Origin of the sequence: Modestobacter marinus, assembly GCF_019799945.1 — a bacterium.
In the GTDB taxonomy this organism is placed as follows: Bacteria; Actinomycetota; Actinomycetes; order Mycobacteriales; family Geodermatophilaceae; genus Modestobacter; species Modestobacter marinus_B.
In genome coordinates this window covers 51965-70857 of record NZ_JABGCH010000012.1, presented here as the reverse complement: position 1 = coordinate 70857, position 18893 = coordinate 51965, and the positions used below count along the sequence as shown (strand labels likewise).

The following is an 18893-nucleotide window of genomic DNA, read 5'->3' as shown; positions in this document are numbered from 1 at the left end:
CCACCTGTATGCCACCGATACCGCAGAACCTATCGCGATCATGCCCGTTTGCCGAACATCTTCCCGTAGGCTGATCTCGTCGTCGTGGATCGGACCGAGAGAGACGGGGAGTTCCGGTGCTGGAGCAGCCTTACGAGTACACCGCGCGCGAGCTCGTCGAGCCCGACTGGCGCCGGCTGCCGGGCTTCGCCGGGGTGACCCAGGACGAGTGGCGCAGCGCCCAGTGGCAGCGCGCGCACTGCGTGAAGAACGTCCGGCAGCTGCGCGGGGTGTACGGGGACCTGCTCGACGAGTCGTTCTACGCCGACGTCGAGGCCGACCAGGCCGGCCGGGCGACGATGTCGCTGCTGCTGCCCCCGCAGATGCTCAACACGATGGTCCCCGGCGCCGTGCCCACGACGGCGGCGATGCTCGCCGACCCGGTCCGCCGGTACATGCTGCCCGTCGCCTCCGACCGGCTGCCCGGCGCGGACGGCAGCCATCCCTACGCCTCCCGCGACTCGCTGCACGAGCACGACATGTGGGCGGTGGAGGGGCTGACCCACCGCTACCCCACCAAGGTGCTCGCCGAGCTGCTGTCGACCTGCCCGCAGTACTGCGGCCACTGCACCCGGATGGACCTGGTGGGCAACTCCACGCCCGCCGTCGCCAAGCTCAAGTTCGACCTCAAGCCGGTCGACCGGCAGGGCGCGATGCTCGACTACCTGCGCCGCACCCCCGGGGTGCGGGACGTCGTGGTCTCCGGCGGGGACGTGGCCAACCTGCCGTTCCGCAACCTCGAGGCCTTCGTCGCCGGGTTGCTGGAGATCGAGTCGGTCCGCGACATCCGGCTGGCCTCCAAGGCGCTGATGGGCCTGCCGCAGCACTGGCTGCAGGACGACGTGGTGGCGGGCATGACCCGGCTGGCGGGGACGGCGCGCGAGCGCGGGGTCTCCCTCGCCGTGCACACCCACGTCAACGCCGCCCAGTCGGTGACCCCGCTGGTGGCCGAGGCCGCCGGGGCGCTGCTGGCCGCCGGGGTGCGCGACGTGCGCAACCAGGGCGTGCTGCTGGCCGGGGTCAACGCCACCGCCGGGCAGCTGCTCGACCTGTGCTTCGGGCTGCTCGACGGCGCCGGGATCACGCCCTACTACTTCTACATGTGCGACATGATCCCCAGCGCCGAGCACTGGCGGGTCTCCCTCGCCCAGGCGCAGACGCTGCAGCACGATCTCATGGGCTACCTGCCCGGCTTCGCCACCCCGCGGATCGTCTGCGACGTGCCCTTCGTCGGCAAGCGCTGGGTGCACCAGGTCGCCGAGTACGACCAGGTGCGCGGCATCTCCTACTGGACGAAGAACTACCGCACCGGCATCGAGCGGGCCGACGAGGCGGCGCTGGACCGGCGCTACACCTACTACGACCCGATCCACACGCTGCCCGCCGAGGGCCGGGAGTGGTGGGCCGCCCAGCGGATCGGCGCGTCGCTGTCGCCCGTGGGGTGAGGTCGGCCGGCGATCAGGTGACCTGAAGAAGGACCCGCCGGCCCCCCACTCGCACGCTCGCGGCGGGACCCTGCAGGAGGGCCGCTGACGTGGTTTCCCGGCCGGACGGCGGCGGTAGCCACCCGCGGTGGAGCTGCTGTGCACCGCCCGGCTGCGGCTGCGGGCCTGGACGACGGTCGACGCCGACCTCGCCCGCCTGGCCGACCTCTACGGCCGCGACGAGGTGACCCGCTGGCTGGGCGGCCCGCCGACGGTGTCGATGCGCGAGCTGGTGGAGCGCTGGCAGCGGGTGCACGCGCTCGACCCGCGGCACGGCTGCTGGGCCATCGAGCCGGTGGACGGCGGCCGGCCGGCGGGCACCGTGCTGCTCAAACCGCTGCCCAACGGCGTGGGTGAGGTGGAGGTCGGCTGGCACCTGCACCCGGACAGCTGGGGCCGCGGCTACGCCACCGAGGCCGCCCGCGCCGTGCTGGACCGGGCGTTCGGCGAGGGGCTGGTGGAGGTCTACGCCGTCGTCCGGCCGGGCAACGAGCCGTCGCTGGCCGTCTGCCGGCGGCTGGGCATGGAGCCGCTGGGCCGCACCCGGCGGTGGTACGACACCGAGCTGGAGGCCTTCCGGCTGAGCGCACCGGCCGACTGACCCGTTCCCCGGCGAGGAGGAGCGATGGACTGGTTCGCCGACCCCGGCGCCTGGACGGGCCGCTGGGTGTTCACTCGCGGCATCGCGCTGGTCTACCTGATCGCCTTCGTCGCCGCGCTGCGGCAGGGCCCGGCGCTGATCGGCACCGACGGTCTCACCCCGGCGCCGCGTTTCCTGCAGCACACGAGCTTCTGGAAGGCGCCGAGCATCTTCCACTGGCGCTGGTCGGACCGGTTCTTCCGCGCCTGCTGCTGGGTCGGCGTGGCCCTCTCCGCCCTGGCGCTGGCCGGGGTCGCCGACCGGCTGCCGCTGTGGGGCTGGATGGCGCTCTGGCTGGTGCTGTGGGTGCTCTACCTGTCGATCGTCGACGTCGGGCAGATCTGGTACGGCTTCGGCTGGGAGACCCTGCTGCTGGAGGCCGGGTTCCTCACCGTGTTCCTCGGCCCGGCGCACGTCGCGCCCCCGACGCTGGGCCCGTGGCTGCTGCGCTGGCTGCTGTTCCGGCTGGAGTTCGGTGCCGGGCTGATCAAGATGCGCGGCGACCGGTGCTGGCGGGACCTGACCTGCCTGGCCTACCACCACGAGACCCAGCCGATGCCCAACCCGCTGAGCTGGTTCTTCCACCGGCTGAGCCCGCGGCTGCACAAGGCCGAGACGCTGGCCAACCACGCCACCCAGCTGGTCGTGGTGTTCGGCCTGCTGCTCCCCCAGCCGATCGCCGGGGTCGCCGCGGCGGTCATGGTGATCACCCAGGGCTACCTGCTAGTCAGCGGCAACTTCGCCTGGCTGAACGCGCTCACCCTGGTGCTCGCGCTGTCCCTGCTGGACGGGCGGTGGCTGGCCGCGGTGCTGCCGGTGCAGCCACCGGAGGAGCTCGCCGCACCGCCCTGGTTCCTGGTCGTCAGCATCGCGCTCGCCGTCCTGGTGGCCGGGCTGAGCGTCGGCCCGGTCCGCAACCTGCTGTCCCCGCACCAGCGGATGAACACCAGCTTCGACCCGCTGCGCCTGGTGAACAGCTACGGCGCCTTCGGCTCGGTCACCCGGATCCGGCGGGAACTGGTCGTGGAGGCCACCGACGACCCGCATCCGGGCCCGGACACCGTCTGGCGGGAGTACGAGTTCAAGGGCAAGCCCGGCGACGTGTGCCGTCGTCCGCGCCAGTGGGCGCCCTACCACCTGCGGCTGGACTGGCTGATGTGGTTCGTCGCGCTCTCCCCCGCCTACGGCCGGTCCTGGCTGCGGCCCCTGCTGGAGAAGCTGCTGGTCGCCGACCCGGCGACGCTGCGGCTGCTGCGCTCGGCGCCGTTCGGGGACCGGCCGCCGGCCGCCGTCCGGGTGCTGCAGTACCGCTACCGGTTCACCACCTGGGCCGAGCGGCGGGACACCGGCGCCTGGTGGCACCGCCGGTTCGAGCGGGTGCTGGTCGGCCCGCTCACCCGGGAGGACGTGCCGCGGATCAGCGGCCGCGGCGGGTGAGGACCTTCTTCAGCCGGATCAGGGGGTGCGGCTTGGGGTGCTTGATCTTCTTGCCCGCGGCGTCCCGGGTGTCCTGCTCCTTGGCCTCCTCCGGGGTGGGCGCCGTGCCGCCGAGGTGGGCGGGCAGCCACCAGCGGTCGGCGTCGTCGGCCGGCTGGTCGGGGTAGCTGCGCTGGGCCTCCTCGAGCAGCGCCTCCATCGCCGCCCGGGTGCGGCGCAGCACGCTCTGCACCTTCTCCCCCGGCTCGGGGTGGATCGGCTCGCCGATGATCACGGTGACGGGCACGCCGCGGCGCAGGACGACGTCGTGGTTCTTGGTGGCGATCCGGTGACCGCCCCAGACGGCGGCCGGGAGGATCGGCACCCCGGCGTCGACGGCCATCCGCGCGGCCCCGGCCTTGAGGTCCTTGACGGTGAACGAGCTGCTGATGGTGGCCTCGGGGAAGACGCCGACGACCTGGCCGTCCTTGAGCGCGCGGACGGCGACGTCGAAGGCGGCGGCGCCGGCGGTCCGGTCCACCGGGATGTGCTGCATGGCGCGCATGAAGCGGCCGGAGAGCCAGTGCTGGAAGACGACGGCCTTGGCCATGAACCGCACCAGCCGGTGCTGCGGCAGCGCGGCCAGCCCCAGGAAGGTGAAGTCGAAGTAGCTGACGTGGTTGCTGCACAGCACCGCGCCGCCGGTGGCGGGCACGTGCTCGGCGCCCCGGACGTCGAACCGGAAACCGAACAGCCGGAAGACGACCAGCGCCAGCCGGACGACGCTCCGGTAGGGCCGGTCCCGCGGGTCGGGACGGGGCCCGAAGAGGTCCCGGCGGGCGACGTCGCCCCAGCTCGGCGTGTCCATGTGCGGACCCTAGCCAACGGCCCGGGTGGTTGGGCCACGCCCACCGTTCAGCGGAGCCGGTCCCGGGCCTCGGCCGCCGTCGCGGTGCTGGCCTGCGCGATCAGGGCGTCGTCGGAGGTGACGGCGAGCATGGTGAAGCCGTGCGCGCGCAGCGCCGCGGCGCGGTCCACGGTGCCGGCGAACGCGCCCGCGGTGATGCCGGTGCGCCGGCAGGCCGCGACCACGCGGCTCAGTGGCGACTCCGGCCCGGAGTCGCCGATCAGCTCCTCGATCGGCATGCCGTAGGCGAGGGAGAGGTCGAAGGGACCGAGGAAGATTCCGTCCACCCCCTCGGCGGCGGCGATCTCCTCCACCTGGTCGACGGCCGCCGGGGTCTCCACCATGACCAGGCAGGCGGTGGCCGCGTTGGCCGCGGCGACGTCGGGCGGCGTCGCGGTCGCCGGGCTCCGGGTGGCTCCCCAGCTCCGGCGGCCCTCGGGCGCGTAGCGGGCGGCGGCCACCGCGGCCCGGGCCTCCGCCGCCGTCTCGACCATCGGCACGATGACGCCGTCCGCGCCGCTGTCCAGGACCCGGCCGATCTCCTCGGGGCGGTTCCAGGAGATCCGCACCAGCGCGGGCGTGCCCGCGGCGCGGACGGCGGCCACCAGGTCGGTGCCGTCGGCGCCTGCGGCGTAGCCGTGCTGCTGGTCGATGCACACCCAGTCGAAGCCGGCGCGGGCGATGGTGTGGGTGACCCGGGGGTCGTCCAGGTTGATCCAGGCGCCGGTGCTCAGGGCGGCGTCGCGCAGGTGCGCGCGGATGCTCGCGGTCTCGGTCACGGGTCCTCCTCAGGGCTGGGTGGGTGGGTCAGTGTCCGTGGGTCGCGGCGACGGCCCGGCGGACGACGGCGGTGAGGTCACCGGTCTCCGCGAACACCGCCCGCTGCAGGTCGGCGCCGGTGCCGCGGCGCAGCACGTCGGCCACGCCCCGCTGCACCGCCGCGAGGTCCCCGGCGTCGGCGAGGGCGGGCTGGACGTGCGCGACCAGGGCGCCCACCACCTCGGCGGCCGGCGCCGGATGGCCGGTGCGGGGATCGACCAGGTCGCCGGTGGTGCCGGAGCGGCCGGCCCGCCAGCCGGCGGCCCGCACCAGCTCGGTGCGGACGTCGGGGGCCGGCCGCCCGGCGCGCCAGTCGCGGGCGGCGGTCTCCACCAGGCCGCGCACCAGGCCGGCCAGCAGCACGGCGTCCTCGACGCGCAGCGCCACGTCGGAGACCCGGACCTCCACGGTGGGCCACCTCGCCGACAGGCGGGCGTCGAAGTAGATCATCCCCTCGTCCAGCACCGCCTCGGTCGCGAGCAGGTCGGCGATGAGCCTGTGGTAGCCCTCCGGGCTGCCGTAGGGCCCGTTGATCCCGGCGGAGGGCCACCGGCTCCACGCCTGGGAGCGGAAGCTGGCGTAGCCGGTGTCGCGGTCGTACCAGAACGGCGAGTTGGCGGTCAGGGCGGTGAGCACCGGCAGCCAGACGCGGATCCGGTCCAGGACGGCGACGCCCTCCACGTCGCCGTCCACGGCGACGTGCACGTGGCAACCGCAGGTGAGCTGCTCCCAGGCGGTCTGGCCGAACTCCGCCATCATCCGCTCGTAGCGCTGTCCGCTGGTGGGCACCGCCTCCACCGCCACCGGCGAGGTGGCCAGTGCGGCGACCCGGGCACCGGCCGCACGGGCGGCCGCGTCGGCCTGGTTGCGCCAGTGCCGGAGCTGCGCGGTGAGGTCGTCCAGCGTGGAGCAGACCGGCGTGCCCAGCTCGATCTGCTGCTGCTTCAGCTCCGGCACCAGGTGGGCGACCGGGCCGCCGGCGTCGGTGTCCGACTGCTCGGCGCGGTCGTGCTCCTCGACGGTCTCCCCCTCGCCGCGCCGGGCGGCGACCTCCAGGGCCCGCGGTCCGAGCGGCACGGGCACCCCGTCGGTGGTGACCACCATCAGCTCTTCCTCGACCCCCACCGTCCGCATGGCAGTGATCATCTCCGGCACCGGGGGCGGTGCGCACGGCGAGCGTTCCGGCCTGCTCGTCGCGGCATTCCGCCGTTATCCCCAAGTTATGCGCTAAGAAGAAGGACAGTGCCTTTCGGCACTGCACCCCCATACCCTCCTCCTCATCGTCCCCACCGCACGCCGGATCCCGCGACAACTGATGCGGCGCCCGAAGGGCGCCGTTCTGCCGGCCTAGAGAACTGTCCGCGGACGATGGGTAGCGAATTGTTGGGGATAACGGTACAAATGAGCATGCGTGGTCAATGGCAGCCGCCGCTGCCCGAGATGCCCTCCCCTCCCCCGCTGCGCGCGTGGCGCCAGTTGTCCCCACCGGAGGGTTACGAGTCGCAGTGGCGTCGATTGATGGAGGCCGCCCTCGAAATGGGCCTCGGCCCCGACGAGTTGGCCGGGCAGGGACTGGCGCCGCTGATCGAGGCCCGGGGCTGGAAGCCCGCGACCGTCGCGCTGTACAGCAAGGTCGCCCGGTACGGCGGGATCGGCCTGCCGCTGGCGCCCACGCCGGAGCCCGACCCTCCGGCGCTGGACCTGCGGGCGCTGACGCAGATCCGCAGCGAGGACCCCGAGCACCTGCGGACCGTCGCCTGGTGCGCGCTGGCGCTGCGCTGGCCCGCGACGGTCGGCCAGTTCCGCGCGCTGCGCCGCGACCAGGTGCACGCGGGCGCGCGGCGGCTGCACGTCGTCACCGACGACGGCTCGTGGACGGTCAGCGGCGCGGCGACGGCCTGGCACGCCTGGGAGACCGTCCGCAACCGCTTCCCGGCGCTGGCGGCGAGCCCGTGGGTGCTGCCGGCGCTGCGCCGCGGCCCGGGCATCGGCAGCCACGTCGGCGGCCAGCTGTCCAGCCAGGCCCTGCAGGTGACGTTCGCGAAGCACGCCGCGGGCACCGGCCGGCACCTGCTGGCCACCGCCACGCCACGGCACCGCGAGCAGGCCGAGGCGCTCGCCGCGGTCTACCTCACCCTCTCCTACGACTCCTACCGCCGGCTGGCGCTGGCCGGCGGCGCGCCGCTGGTGGGACCCCGCGGTGCGGTCCGCGCCCTGCGCAGCACGCACCGGGCCGCGCGGCTGGCCGGCTGAGCGGCCCCTCCCCCGGCGGGCCGGTCGGGCGGCGCCGGCTCAGCGCGGGCTGTAGGTGAGGCAGTTGGCGCCGTCGATGTCCGGGCCCACCCGGATCGCGTCGGCGTGACACTCCAGCTCCTCGTTGTGCCGGCAGTCGGCCCGCAGGCAGGCACCCACCTGGGCCTCGGCGAGCGGCAGGCCGCCCTTGCGGGTGAGCGGGACGAACGTGCCGCAGTCGGCGTGGCCGTTGTGGTCGCGGACGGTGATGGCGAACGCGTGGCAGCCGTCGTGGTTGTAGGAACAGCCGTCGACGGTGCACTCGCTGACCGCAGGCATGGCGAGGGTGGTCATGGGGACTCCCGGGCGTCGGGGCGGGACGTCCCATGGTCCGCCTACGAGGCGGTCCGCGGACACCCCCGGGTACGACCAATCTCCCCCGGATCGGCGTGTTGACCTGCATCTTCGTGCCGACTGAGGAAAGGCTGCCCTTGCTCCGGGGGTCAGCAGAGGGCGAGCTGCTCGGGCGGCGCGGCCGGCGCCGCGACCCGGTCCCCGGCACCGCCCGGCAGGCTGCCCGCGGGGAAGCCCGCGGACGGGTCGCCGGGGAGCCCGGCGTCGGAGCCGGCCGGGGCGCCGGTGGAGCCGGCCAGCCCGCGCGCCGTCCCGCCGCTCTGCCGGTCCAGCCCGTGCCGGGCCAGGATCGGCGCCACCCGCCCCGCCAGCCAGGTGCGGTACTCGGCCGGCACGTAGGCGCCGCGGCCGTAGAGCGCGCGGTAGCGCGTCACCAGAGCCGGGTGCTCCCGGGCCAGCCAGGCGGTGAACCACTCCCGGGCCCCTGGCCGCAGGTGCAGCGGCAGCACCGTGACCCCGGTGGCCCCGGCCTCGGCGATCGCGCGCACCGCCGCCTCGAGGTGGTCGATCCGGTCGGTGAGCCCTGGGAGCACCGGGGCCAGGAAGACGCCGCACGGCAGCCCGGCGTCGGTGATCGCCCGGACCAGGTCCAGCCGCGCGCGGGGCGTGGGCACGCCGGGTTCGAGGGCGGTGTGCAGGTCGTCGTCCCAGATCGCCATGGACACCCCCATGCCGATCGGCACGTCCCGAGAGGCGGCGGCCAGCAGCGGCACGTCGCGGCGGGCCAGCGTGCCCTTGGTGAGCACCGAGAACGGCGTGCCGGAACGGGCGAGCGCGTCGATGATCCCGGGCATCAGCCGGTACCGGCCCTCCGCACGCTGATAGGGATCGGTGTTCGTGCCGAGCGCGACGTGCTCGCGTTTCCAGGAGGGGCGCGCCAGTTCCCGGCGCAGCACGTCGACGACATTGGTCTTCACCACGATCTGCCGGTCGAAGTCCGTGCCGCTGTCGAACTCCAGCCATTCGTGCGTGCTCCGCGCGAAGCAGTTGTGGCTCACCACGCCATTGGCGATGAAGTCGCCGGTGCCTGTGGTGATGTCGAACATCGGCATCTCGAGCCCGAGGTCCTCCAGTGCGACGACGCGCAGGTCCGCCGAGTCCTCGATGACGGTGCCCTGCACCGTGCACTTCCGCCGGATCGCCGGGTCGACCAGGTGGATGAAGCGCATGTGCGCACCGAGTCCGCCGCGCAGGCGTACCGTCCGGACCTGGTTCGGCAGCCCGCGGTCCTCGAGCACGCTGCCGAAGCCCAGCATCGCGAAGGCGTCCGTCGTCCGCTGCAGCACGTCGTCGTCGGCGTGGGTGATCGAGAGGACGTGCTCGCTCCGGGAGCCCTCGGCGTCGAAGATGCCCGCCAGGAAACCCCGACACCACTCAGGCGACGGCGAGTCCGGCCAGCGGACCAAGGCACGGACGTCCGCCGTGGTCCTCTCCCGCTGGGTGCGGATGCCGTGCACCGCACGCCGCCGCTCGGACGCCGGGGAGGAGGTGAACCGGGTGGTGGGGACCCCCTCCTGTAGCAGGAACTCCTGCGTGCGGAGGAGCGCGTCGACGTCGACCAGTGCCAGCCGGAACTGGTGCAGGACTCCCTCGCGTCCGTCTCCTCGTCGGGACCGGTGGGACGTGAGCGTGCCGTCGCCGCGGATCATCCCGGTCAGGTAGCCGCGCCGGAAGTCGCGAGACTCCTTCGGTGTCTCGACCGTCCGGCCGTAGCCCAGCATCTCGTCGGTCGTCGTGAGGTGCGGTCGCTGCCCAGCACCACTGCCTGTGCCGGTGACGTGCTTCCAGCCGCGGCCGGTCAGGAACCGGTGATCGCCGCTGGCGACGAGGGTCGTCCCGTCCGCCAGCCGCACGCGATGAGCCGGTTTGACCGTCGACCAGTGCGCGAGCACCTCGGTCTCGACGTAGAACCGGTACCTCCCCCGCTTCTCCGTCCCGATGATGCGGTCGCCGACCCGCAGGTCGGCGATCCGCTTCTGCCGCCCGCCCGCCATCAAGACGCCGGTGTCGCCCCCGACGCAGTACACGCACGCATGCGAGCACCCCCGATAGGGGTTGATCGTGTGGCCGAACGGCATCGCCGTCTCGGGCGGGACGGCGTTGAGGGCGCTCTTCGCGCGCACCTCGTGGAACGTCAGCCCGGGGAACTCCGGCACCTGGACCCGGCTGAGCAGCCCGCGGACCGTTGGCAGCCCGGGCAGCGCCGTCGGGTCCTCGAGGTCGAGCTTCTGCGCGTCCCACCGCATGTCCACCATTCGAACACATGTTCGACGGACCGTCGAGCGCAGCACGCGCGTGGCCTCAGGCCGGCGTCCGCGAGGCCGCCTGCTGGATGAGCAGCAGCACGAACTCCGCCGGCCGCAGCGGCGCGAAACCCACCACGATGTTCACCACGCCCCGGTCGATGTCGTGCTGCGTGGTGGTGTCCGCGCCGCAGCGGACCAGGAAGGCCTCGTCCGGCGTCGCTCCCAGCAGCGCGCCCACCCGCCACAGTCCCTGCAGGAACGAGCCGACGGTGCGTCGGAGCTGCTCCCACAACGGCTCGGCGTTGGGCTCGAAGACCGCCCACGAGGTCCCCCGGGACACGGACTCCTCGATGTGCAGGGCGAGGCGCCGCACCGGGAGGTACGTCCACTGACCGCTCGTGGCCGAGTCCCCCCGGAGGGTCCGCGCACCCCACACGAGCGGCCCGGCCCCGGGGAGCTGGCGCAGGCAGTTGACCCCGAGCGAGCTCAGCTCGGCGATCTCGGTGCCGGTGAGCTCGACGGTCAGCCCCGCCACTCCGTCCAGCGTGCCGCTGACACCGCCGGCCGGCGCCCGCCAGACGCCACGGAGGGCGTCGGTACGTGCCCACACGCCGGCGACCGCCCCCGACGGCGGGCGGGCCACCTCGACCCCCGTCACCGGGTCCCGGACGGTCAGCCTCGGGACGTACAGCGCCGCGTTCTCGGTCGCGCCGGTGAGCAGCGGTGTCCCGCTCCTGATGGCGGCCACCGAGTCCCACTCCGGGGGTGGGTCGACGATCAGCATGGCGCGCCGCCGCGCGCAGTAGGCCAGGCACGCCTCGAGCGCCGTCCTCCGGTCCTGGGGGCTGAACGGGCCCGCGCAGAGGTCCGGGACGCAGAGGACGTTGACCACCTCGGCCTGGTCCAGCGCGTACAGGCCGCGGCCGGACCCCGGGTCGATCGGGACGTGGTCGTCCACCGTCGTCCCCGCGCCGGCGGTGCGGACGACGACGGCACGCCGGCCCCCGTTGAGGAAGTAGAGGGCGACGGCGGTGCTCAGCTGGCCGCCGTCCCCGGTGGCACCGCCGAACAGGGAGGCGTACTCGGCCCAGCTGGTGATCTCCGTCGGGTCGTCGACCGGGCCCTGCGCAGCGAGACCGACGAAGGCGGTGGTGGCCGTGTCCGTCGGTCGGATCGCGTGGACCTGACCGGGCTGCTCCTCGATGAAGGCGCCGGGACCAGTCAGCTCCGAGGGCATCGCCGGGCCTCCGCACTCAGCTCGGGCCGAGGGTGCTCCCGGGCTGAGCCAGCGCGGTGGTCCGGTGACCCGGGGTGTCGGTGTACTCGAGCACACGGTAGGCGTCGGGGTTCGTGCTGACCGGATCGAGGTCCATCTGCGAACGCTACTGCCGGCGCCACAGCCGTGGGGCCCCGGAGCCGCTCAGATCGGCGGGCGGTCCTCGTAGAAGGTGGAGAGCACGACCGTCGTCCGGGTGGTGACGTTCGCCGCGGCCCTGATCTCCTGCAGCAGCGCCTCCAGGGCGTCGGGGCCGGCGACCCGGACCTTGAGGATGTAGCTCTCCACCCCGGCGACCGAGTGACAAGCCTCGATCGCGGTCAGGTGCGCGAGCCGGGCCGGCGCGTCGTCGGGCTGGGCCACGTCGATCGGGGTGATGGAGACGAACGCCGCCATCGGCAGCCCCAGCGCCTTGGCGTCGAGCTGCGCGGCGTACCCGGTGATCAGCCCGCGCTGCTCCAGCCGGCGCACCCGCTGGTGCACCGCCGACACCGACAGGCCCACCCGCTCGGCGAGCTCGGTGAAGCTCGCCCGGCCGTCCCGGGCGAGCGCGCGCATCAGCTCGCGGTCGACGTCGGGCGCCGACGCGGGCGGGTCAGCCGGGGAGTTCGACGAGCTCACGGGGACCCCTGTTCAAGGTGCGGACGCCGTCGTCGGTGCAGACGACGATGTCCTCGATCCGCGCACCGCACCGCCCGGCCAGGTAGATGCCCGGCTCCACGGAGAACGCCATCCCCGGCTCCAGCGGCAGGTCGTTCCCGGCGACGACGTACGGCGCCTCGTGGGTGTCCAGGCCGATGCCGTGCCCGGTGCGGTGGATGAAGTGCTCCCCCCAGCCGGCCGCGGTGATGACCTCGCGCGCCGCGGCGTCGACCTGCTCGCAGGTCACCCCGGGCCGGACGACGGCGGTGGCGGCCTCCTGCGCCTGCTGGAGCACCCCGTACCACTCGGCGACCTCGGCGCTCGGCGACCCGCCGACCACGTAGGTGCGGGTGCAGTCCGAGCGGTAGCCGGTGGCGGTCTCCCCGCCGATGTCGACCACGACGACGTCACCGGCGCCGACCACCCGGTCGGACAGCTCGTGGTGCGGGCTCGCCCCGTTCGGGCCGGAGCCGATGATCGTGAAGTCGACCGACACGTGGCCCTCGGCGAGGATCGCCGCGGCGACGTCGGCGCCGACCTCGGCCTCGGTCCGCCCGACCCGGAGGAACTCCCCCATCCGGGCGTGCACCCGGTCGATGGCCGCGCCCCCGGCGGCGAGCTCGGCCACCTCCGCCGGCGTCTTGACCATGCGCAGCCGGTCGATCACCGGGCTCGCCAGCTCGAGGGTCGCGCCCGGCAGGGCCCGCTGGATGCCCAGCGCGTGCTCCGCCCAGGTCCGCGAGCCCACCGCCACCCGGGACGGGGCCGTGCCCAGCCGCGCGGTGACCGCAGCGGCGAGCCGGGCGAACGGGTCGTCGGTCTCGTCCCAGGCCAGCACCTCCAGACCCAGCGCCCCGGCCGGGGACGCGTCGACCATCGGCGCCTCCAGGCGCGGCACGACCAGCAGGGGCTCCCCGCGCCGGGGCACGGCCAGCGCGGTCAGCCGCTCCATCGCGTGCGCCGAGTAGCCGGACAGGTAGCGCAGGTCCGAGCCCGGCGTCACGACCACCACGTCGACACCGAGCTCCTCGGCGACCGCTCGGGCGGCACGGACCCGGTCGAGGGAGAACAGCGGGGAGGAAGAGGAGTCCGCGGCCACGTGCGCAGACTAACCGCGCTCCTCTATCCCTCCAGTGGTCGTCGTCCGGTCGAGCCGTTTGTACGGCCGGTTGTTAGGGATAACGGTTGAGTGGTGCGGACCGGACACGAGGCAGCACGACCGGAGGCACGCCATCGACGAGCGCCAGCGAGGATGGCGGCGTGACGACGATGCTGCTGGACGCGGCGAGCCTCTACTTCCGGGCCTTCTACGGCGTGCCCACCAGCGTCACCGGCCCGCACGGGCGGCCGGTGAACGCGGTGCGCGGCTTCCTGGACATGACCGCGCGACTGGTCACCACCCACGCCCCCGACCGGCTGGTGGCCTGCTGGGACGACGACTGGCGGCCGGCCTTCCGGGTCGACGCGATCCCGAGCTACAAGGCGCACCGGCTGGCTCCGGACGGCGGTGAGGAGACCCCCGACGAGCTGGGCCCCCAGGTGCCGGTCCTGGTCGAGGTGCTCGCCGCCGCCGGGCTGGCCCGCATCGGTGCGCCCGGCTACGAGGCCGACGACGTCATCGGCACGCTGGCGACGAGGGCCCGCGGGCCGGTCGACGTCGTCACCGGCGACCGGGACCTGTTCCAGCTGGTCGACGACGAGCGACAGGTGCGGGTGCTCTACACCGCCCGGGGCATCACCGACATCGAGTTCGTCGACGAGGCCGCCGTCGCGGCGAAGTACGGCATCCCGGGACGGGCGTACGCCGACTTCGCGGTGCTGCGCGGCGACCCCAGTGACGGGCTGCCCGGGGTGACCGGCGTGGGCGCCAAGACGGCGGCCGCGCTGATCACCGAGTTCGGGTCACTGGCCGGCATCCGGGCGGCGGTGGCCCGGACGACGGTCCCCCGGGCGCCGCTGACCGCCGCCGTCCTGAAGAGGCTGCACGCCGCGTCGGACTACCTCGACGCCGCACCCACCGTCGTCGCCGTCGCCACCGGCATCGACCTGCCACCGGTCGACGGCGAGCTGCCCCGCCGTCCGGCCGACCCCGACTCCCTGGCCGGTCTGGCCGAGGCGCACGGCCTGGAGAGCTCGGTGCGCCGGCTGGGCGCGGCCCTCCGCTGGCCGGAGGACGTCCTGGGCGCAGGTCAGCGGTCGGACCAGGTGTAGTCCCCGTCGGTGCTGAGCACCTCGATCGTGATCGTGACGTCCCGGCCGTCGCCGGTCGTCCCGGCGCACTCGTAGGTCCGGCCGCTGCGCACGTTCATGGCCTGATCGCAGGAGAGGTCGAGGGACACGCCCTCCCGCTGCTCGTACTGGGCCGCGACGTCCCGCTCGACGGCGTCCGGGTCGAGCCGGGTCGCGCCGGTGGTCAGCACGTAGACGACGACCCCGGCGATGATCACGGCCAGGAAGACCAGGGTGGCCAGGCTGCGGCGCGGCTCGTGCGCGGGCTGCGCCGGGGCCCGCCCGGGCTGACCCCACGCCGGCTGCTCCCCGTAGCCGTACGGCGACGCCGGGCCGGGGTGGCCGCCGTAGGGGCCGGGCTGCCCGTAGGCGCCCCCGTACTGACCGGGGTCGCCGTACTGGCTCGGTGTGCCGTACCGGCTCGGCGAGCCGTACGGGCCGGGCTGGGCGTACTGGCCGGGAGGCTCGTAGGGGCCCGGCTGTCCGTACGGTCCGGCGGACGGCGGACCCCATCCCCCGGACGGCGGACCCCATCCCCCGGACGGCGGTCCCCATCCCCCGGACGGCTGCCCCCAGCCGGGCGCGGGCGGGCGACCGCCCTGTCCCTGGGCCCAGGGGTCCTCGCCCTGCGGCGGCTGGCTCATGCGCCCTCCTCGATCCGGACCCGGCCGCGGCGCGCTCGCCGTGGTGCCCGATTGTGTCCCACCGGGCCGGACGGGACAGCGGCCACGCGCTGGTCAGCCGCTGACCGCGACCGCGACGACACCGCGGCGCACCCGCCCCACCGCGGCCCGGGCGACTCCGGCCACCGGCTCGTCGGCGACCTTCGCCAGCTGGTCGAGCAGGTCGATCAGCTGCCGGGCCCAGCGCACGAAGTCCCCGCCGGAGAGCTCGGTGCCCGCCTGCTCGGCGCCGGCCAGCACCCGGTCCAGCGTCTGCCCGTCGGCCCAGCGGTAGGCGGCCCAGACGAAGCCGAGATCCAGGTCGCGGGTCAGCGGCACCTGGTGCTCGGCCTCGACGTCCTGCAGCCGGGTCCGGATGCGGCGCATCTCGGCGAGGGCACCGGCCACCTTCCCGGCCGGCACCGCCGGCTGGCCCGGGCTCTCCCGGCGGGCCTCGAACACCAGCGCGGAGACCACCGCGGCGAGCTCGGCGGGGGTGAGCCCGCGGAACACCCCGGCGCGCAGGCACTCGGCGGTGAGCAGGTCGGCCTCCGACCAGATCCGGCCCAGCCGCCGGCCCACCTCGGTCACGGCCGGGGACTCGTCCGGCGGGAGGCCGTCCTCGGCGGCGGGCACCGGCAGCTCCGGGTGCAGGTAGCCCAGCTCGGCCAGCACGTCGCAGGTGCGGTCGAACTGCGCGGTGAGCGATCCGGTGCGGTCGGCCATCTGGCGGTGCAGCCGCTCGGCGTCGCGCAGCTCCCGCAGCCAGCGGTCCGCGGCGCGCACCCGCTCCTCCCGGTCGGGCAGGCCGTGCACCGGATGGGCGCGCATGGCGTGCCGCAGGTCGGCCAGCACCGGGTCGTCGGCGGCCGCCGACCGCCCCCGGGTGCGCCGCGCGCCGAGCTCGTTCTCCACCCGGGCGGTGCGCAGCGTGGAGGCCAGGTCGCGGCGGGCGTGCGGGCTGCGGTGGTTGAAGTTCTTGGGCACCTTGACCCGGGCCAGCGGTGTCACCGGGGTCGGGAAGTCGACCGCCGCGAGCCGGCCGGCCCACCGGTCCTCGGTGAGCACGAGCGGGCGCGGGTCGGCCAGCTCGGTGATCCCGGGGTCGAGGACGACCGCGAGCCCCTGCCGCCGTCCCGACGGCACCCGGATCACGTCCCCGGTGCGCAGCGCCTCCAGCGACTCGGCGGCCTCGAGCCGGCGCTTGGCCTGCGAGTCGCGGGACAGCGCCTTCTCCCGCTCGGAGGTCTCCATCCGCAGCCGGGCGTACCCGGCGACGTCGAGCGCGGCGTTGGACAGCCCGCCGAGCATCTCGGTCTGCAGCCGCGCCGCCGCCTCCTCGTGCCGGGCGGCGGCACGGGCCAACCCGACCACCGAGCGGTCGGCCTGGAACTGGGCGAAGGAGGAGGCGAGCAGGTCCCGTGCCCGCTCCCGGCCGAACGCGCCGACGAGGTTGACCGCCATGTTGTAGCTGGGCCGGAACGACGAGCGCAGCGGATACGTGCGGGTGCTCGCCAGACCCGCGACCAGGGCCGGGTCGACCCCCGGCGCCCACACCACGACGGCGTGCCCCTCGATGTCGATGCCGCGCCGCCCGGCCCGCCCGGTGAGCTGGGTGTACTCCCCCGGCGTGACGTCGACGTGCGCCTCGCCGTTCCACTTCACGAGCCGCTCGAGGACGACGGTGCGGGCCGGCATGTTGATCCCCAGCGCCAGTGTCTCGGTGGCGAACACGGCCTTCACCAGTCCGCGGACGAAGCACTCCTCGACGGTCTCCTTGAACGCCGGCACCAGGCCCGCGTGGTGGGCGGCGAACCCGGCGAGCAGACCTTCCCGCCATTCCCAGAACCCGAGGACGTGCAGGTCCTCCTCCGGCAGCGCCCCGGTGCGCCGGTCGACCACCTCGGCGATCGCGGCGCGCTCGCTCTCGTCGGTCAGCCGCATCCCCGAGCCGAGGCACTGGTGGACGGCGGCGTCGCAGCCGTTGCGGCTGAAGATGAAGGTGATCGCGGGCAGCAGGCCGGCGCGGTCCAGCCGCTCGACGACGTCGGGCCGCGACGGCGGCTTGAACCGCGGCTTGTGGCTGAAGCCGCCGCGGGTGCCGCCTCCGCCGCCGGACCAGGAGTCGAAGCGGCGCTCTTGCTCCTTGACGTACCGGACCAGCTCCGGGTCGACCACGGCCGCGCCGCGGTCGCGGGTGGACAGCCCGCGCGGTGTGTCCTCCCACTCCCCCGCGTGCGCGGCCGGGCGCAGCGCGAACAGGTCGAACACCCGGCCGCTGACCAGCATGTGCTGCCACAGCGGGATCGGTCGCACCTCGCTGACCACGATCCGGGTGTGTCCGCGCACGGTGACCAGCCAGTCGGCGAACTCCTCGGCGTTGCTGACCGTCGCCGACAGCGACACCAGCCGGACGTGCTCGGGCAGGTGGATGATCACCTCTTCCCACACGGCCCCGCGGAACCGGTCGGCGAGGTAGTGCACCTCGTCCATCACGACGTAGGCGAGGTCGGTGAGCGCCGGGGAGTCGACGTAGAGCATGTTGCGCAGGACCTCGGTGGTCATCACGACCACCGGGGCGTCGCCGTTGATGGCGTTGTCGCCGGTGAGCAGGCCGACCTTGGCGCTGCCGTACCGGTCGACGAGGTCGTTGTACTTCTGGTTGGACAGCGCCTTGATGGGCGTCGTGTAAAAGGCCTTGCGGCCCTCCTGCAGCGCCTTGTGGACGGCGAACTCCCCGACCACCGTCTTCCCCGCGCCGGTGGGGGCGCAGACCAGCACACCCGAGCCCTGCTCCAGCGCCTCGCACGCCTCCACCTGGAACGGGTCGAGGGAGAACCCGAGATCGGCGGTGAAGTCCGACAGGGTGGGGTGGGCGTTCCGTCGCCGGGCCGCTGCGTACCGCTCAGCAGGGCTGGACATGCCCCCACCGTAAGCGCGTCCCGGTCTTTCGGCCCTCTTCAGGGGCCCACCCCGAGCTCGCGAGGGGTGGGGAGAAGAGGGTCCTTCTTCAGCGGGCGGTGCCGATGACCGTCAGCGCGCCGGGGATGCACACCGAGACCGCCGGCAGTGCGGCGACCGGCTCGCCGTCGGCGTAGGTGACCAGCCCCGCCCCCTGCAGGGTGACCTCCCGGCCGCGCAGCACCGTGACCGCCGGGTGGTCGACGTGGGTTCCGGCGACCAGCCGCGGCCGGGTGCGCAGCAGCTCCCGCCGGCCGACCGGGCCGACCACGACCACGTCCAGCAGGCCGTCGGCCGGGTCCGCCGCCGGGGCGATCCGCAGCCCGCCGCCGTAGCGCGGGGTGTTGGCGACCGCGACCAGGGTGACCGCCAGCTCCCGGGCGTCCCCGTCGACGTTCAGGCCGACCGCCCGCGGCCGCAGCCGGGCCAGCTCGGCGAGGAGCGCCACGTCGTACCGGCGGGGCCCGCGCGGCCAGCGCAGCCGGTTGGCCCGGTCGGTGACGGCCGAGTCGAACCCGCAGCACAGCACCGTGGCCCACCAGCGGTCGCCGGTGCGGCCGGCGTCCAGGATCCGGCGCCGGCCCTCCAGCAGGTCCCCGGCGGCGGCCCGGGCGGCCGCGACCGGGTCGGCCGGCATGCCGAGCGCGGCGGCCAGGTCGTTGCCCGAGCCCGCGGGGAGCACCGCCAGCGCGGCCGGTGTCCCGGCGACGGCCTGCAGGGCGGCGTGCGCGCAGCCGTCACCCCCCAGTGCGGCGACGGCCGCCGCACCGGCGGCCACCGCCTCGCCGGCCTGCGCCTCCGCCTCGGCCCGGTCCCGGGCGGGCAGCAGGGTGCAGGCCACGCCGCGGTCGGTGAGGGCCGCCGTCACCGCGGCGACCAGCCGATCGCCGCGCCCACGCCGGACGCTGGTCAGCAGCGCCACGGTG

16 protein-coding genes are annotated in these 18893 nt (G+C 74.5%); 5 read left to right on the top strand and 11 right to left on the bottom strand.

Annotated elements, in window-relative coordinates:
- Positions 1 to 116 precede the first annotated feature (116 nt).
- The 3 genes from HK417_RS12540 (at position 117) to HK417_RS12530 (ending at position 3600) form a co-directional block, all read left to right on the top strand.
- Entirely contained in the window at positions 117 to 1484 is a 1368-nt protein-coding gene (locus tag HK417_RS12540; protein ID WP_222266883.1) for a KamA family radical SAM protein, read from the top strand.
- A 127-nt stretch (positions 1485 to 1611) separates the two neighbouring features.
- Positions 1612 to 2124, top strand: a complete 513-nt coding sequence (locus tag HK417_RS12535) for a GNAT family N-acetyltransferase (RefSeq protein ID WP_222266882.1) — start codon at positions 1612 to 1614, stop codon at positions 2122 to 2124.
- Positions 2125 to 2148: 24 nt separating this feature from the next.
- On the top strand, positions 2149 to 3600 hold the full coding sequence (locus tag HK417_RS12530) for a lipase maturation factor family protein (RefSeq protein WP_222266880.1): 1452 nt from the start codon (positions 2149 to 2151) through the stop codon (positions 3598 to 3600).
- On the opposite strand, the gene HK417_RS12525 is transcribed toward HK417_RS12530, so the two are convergent.
- From HK417_RS12525 to HK417_RS12515, 3 genes are read right to left on the bottom strand one after another with little or no spacing between them, the layout of a single operon-like run.
- Positions 3581 to 4447: a lysophospholipid acyltransferase family protein gene (locus tag HK417_RS12525; RefSeq protein WP_222266878.1), complete on the bottom strand. Its 867-nt coding sequence runs from the start codon at positions 4445 to 4447 to the stop codon at positions 3581 to 3583. The two genes, HK417_RS12530 and HK417_RS12525, sit on opposite strands and share 20 nt — an antisense overlap.
- A 47-nt stretch (positions 4448 to 4494) precedes the next feature.
- Entirely contained in the window at positions 4495 to 5265 is a 771-nt protein-coding gene (locus HK417_RS12520) for an HpcH/HpaI aldolase family protein (RefSeq protein ID WP_222266876.1), read from the bottom strand.
- A 28-nt stretch (positions 5266 to 5293) separates the two neighbouring features.
- Positions 5294 to 6451: a carboxylate-amine ligase gene (locus HK417_RS12515; RefSeq protein WP_222266874.1), complete on the bottom strand. Its 1158-nt coding sequence runs from the start codon at positions 6449 to 6451 to the stop codon at positions 5294 to 5296.
- Between the two features lie 255 nt (positions 6452 to 6706).
- Between HK417_RS12515 and HK417_RS12510 the strand changes: the two genes are divergently transcribed.
- Entirely contained in the window at positions 6707 to 7558 is an 852-nt protein-coding gene (locus tag HK417_RS12510; RefSeq protein ID WP_261326487.1) for a hypothetical protein, read from the top strand.
- Positions 7559 to 7597: 39 nt separating this feature from the next.
- Here the strand turns inward: HK417_RS12510 and HK417_RS12505 are convergent, their stop codons facing one another.
- From HK417_RS12505 to HK417_RS12485, 5 genes are all read right to left on the bottom strand, one after another.
- A complete protein-coding gene (locus HK417_RS12505; protein ID WP_222266872.1) occupies positions 7598 to 7891 on the bottom strand; it encodes a DUF1540 domain-containing protein in 294 nt (97 codons plus the stop codon).
- Between the two features lie 149 nt (positions 7892 to 8040).
- On the bottom strand, positions 8041 to 10206 hold the full coding sequence (locus HK417_RS12500; protein ID WP_261326486.1) for an intein-containing Rv2578c family radical SAM protein: 2166 nt from the start codon (positions 10204 to 10206) through the stop codon (positions 8041 to 8043).
- Positions 10207 to 10252: 46 nt separating this feature from the next.
- The gene (locus HK417_RS12495; RefSeq protein WP_222266870.1) at positions 10253 to 11434 is read right to left on the bottom strand and encodes a phage tail sheath family protein; all 1182 of its coding nucleotides are present in this window, start codon (positions 11432 to 11434) and stop codon (positions 10253 to 10255) included.
- A 183-nt stretch (positions 11435 to 11617) separates the two neighbouring features.
- Positions 11618 to 12094 carry an Lrp/AsnC family transcriptional regulator gene (locus tag HK417_RS12490; RefSeq protein WP_222266867.1) on the bottom strand — a complete coding sequence of 159 codons (477 nt, stop codon included), beginning with the start codon at positions 12092 to 12094 and terminating at the stop codon, positions 11618 to 11620.
- Positions 12069 to 13214, bottom strand: a complete 1146-nt coding sequence (locus HK417_RS12485) for a M24 family metallopeptidase (RefSeq protein ID WP_308123543.1) — start codon at positions 13212 to 13214, stop codon at positions 12069 to 12071. The genes HK417_RS12490 and HK417_RS12485 overlap by 26 nt, the downstream gene beginning before the upstream one ends.
- Positions 13215 to 13384: 170 nt before the next feature.
- Here HK417_RS12485 and HK417_RS12480 point away from each other — a divergent pair, with 170 nt between their 5' ends.
- Positions 13385 to 14326 (top strand): 5'-3' exonuclease, encoded by a 942-nt coding sequence (locus HK417_RS12480; RefSeq protein WP_222266925.1) that lies wholly within the window; start codon positions 13385 to 13387, stop codon positions 14324 to 14326.
- Here HK417_RS12480 and HK417_RS12475 read toward each other — a convergent pair.
- From HK417_RS12475 to HK417_RS12465, 3 genes are all read right to left on the bottom strand, one after another.
- Positions 14305 to 14988, bottom strand: a complete 684-nt coding sequence (locus HK417_RS12475) for a DUF4333 domain-containing protein (protein WP_222266864.1) — start codon at positions 14986 to 14988, stop codon at positions 14305 to 14307. The genes HK417_RS12480 and HK417_RS12475 overlap by 22 nt on opposite strands.
- A 93-nt stretch (positions 14989 to 15081) precedes the next feature.
- Complete coding sequence (locus HK417_RS12470; protein ID WP_222266862.1) at positions 15082 to 17928, bottom strand: DEAD/DEAH box helicase; 2847 nt, start codon at positions 17926 to 17928, stop codon at positions 15082 to 15084.
- A gap of 88 nt (positions 17929 to 18016) precedes the next feature.
- On the bottom strand, positions 18017 to 18889 hold the full coding sequence (locus HK417_RS12465) for a diacylglycerol/lipid kinase family protein (RefSeq protein WP_308123542.1): 873 nt from the start codon (positions 18887 to 18889) through the stop codon (positions 18017 to 18019).
- Positions 18890 to 18893 lie beyond the last annotated feature (4 nt).

Bases quoted from the DNA above. Each gene is read 5' to 3' on its own strand.
- HK417_RS12525 (WP_222266878.1), bottom strand. From the start codon at position 4,447: ATGGACACGCCGAGCTGGGGCGACGTCGCCCGCCGGGACCTCTTCGGG.
- HK417_RS12515 (WP_222266874.1), bottom strand. From the start codon at position 6,451: ATGATCACTGCCATGCGGACGGTGGGGGTCGAGGAAGAGCTGATGGTG.
- HK417_RS12495 (WP_222266870.1), bottom strand. From the start codon at position 11,434: ATGCCCTCGGAGCTGACTGGTCCCGGCGCCTTCATCGAGGAGCAGCCC.
- HK417_RS12475 (WP_222266864.1), bottom strand. From the start codon at position 14,988: ATGAGCCAGCCGCCGCAGGGCGAGGACCCCTGGGCCCAGGGACAGGGC.
- HK417_RS12480 (WP_222266925.1), top strand. From the start codon at position 13,385: ATGCTGCTGGACGCGGCGAGCCTCTACTTCCGGGCCTTCTACGGCGTG.
- HK417_RS12510 (WP_261326487.1), top strand. From the start codon at position 6,707: ATGAGCATGCGTGGTCAATGGCAGCCGCCGCTGCCCGAGATGCCCTCC.
- HK417_RS12505 (WP_222266872.1), bottom strand. From the start codon at position 7,891: ATGACCACCCTCGCCATGCCTGCGGTCAGCGAGTGCACCGTCGACGGC.
- HK417_RS12470 (WP_222266862.1), bottom strand. From the start codon at position 17,928: ATGTCCAGCCCTGCTGAGCGGTACGCAGCGGCCCGGCGACGGAACGCC.
- HK417_RS12530 (WP_222266880.1), top strand. From the start codon at position 2,149: ATGGACTGGTTCGCCGACCCCGGCGCCTGGACGGGCCGCTGGGTGTTC.
- HK417_RS12500 (WP_261326486.1), bottom strand. From the start codon at position 10,206: ATGGTGGACATGCGGTGGGACGCGCAGAAGCTCGACCTCGAGGACCCG.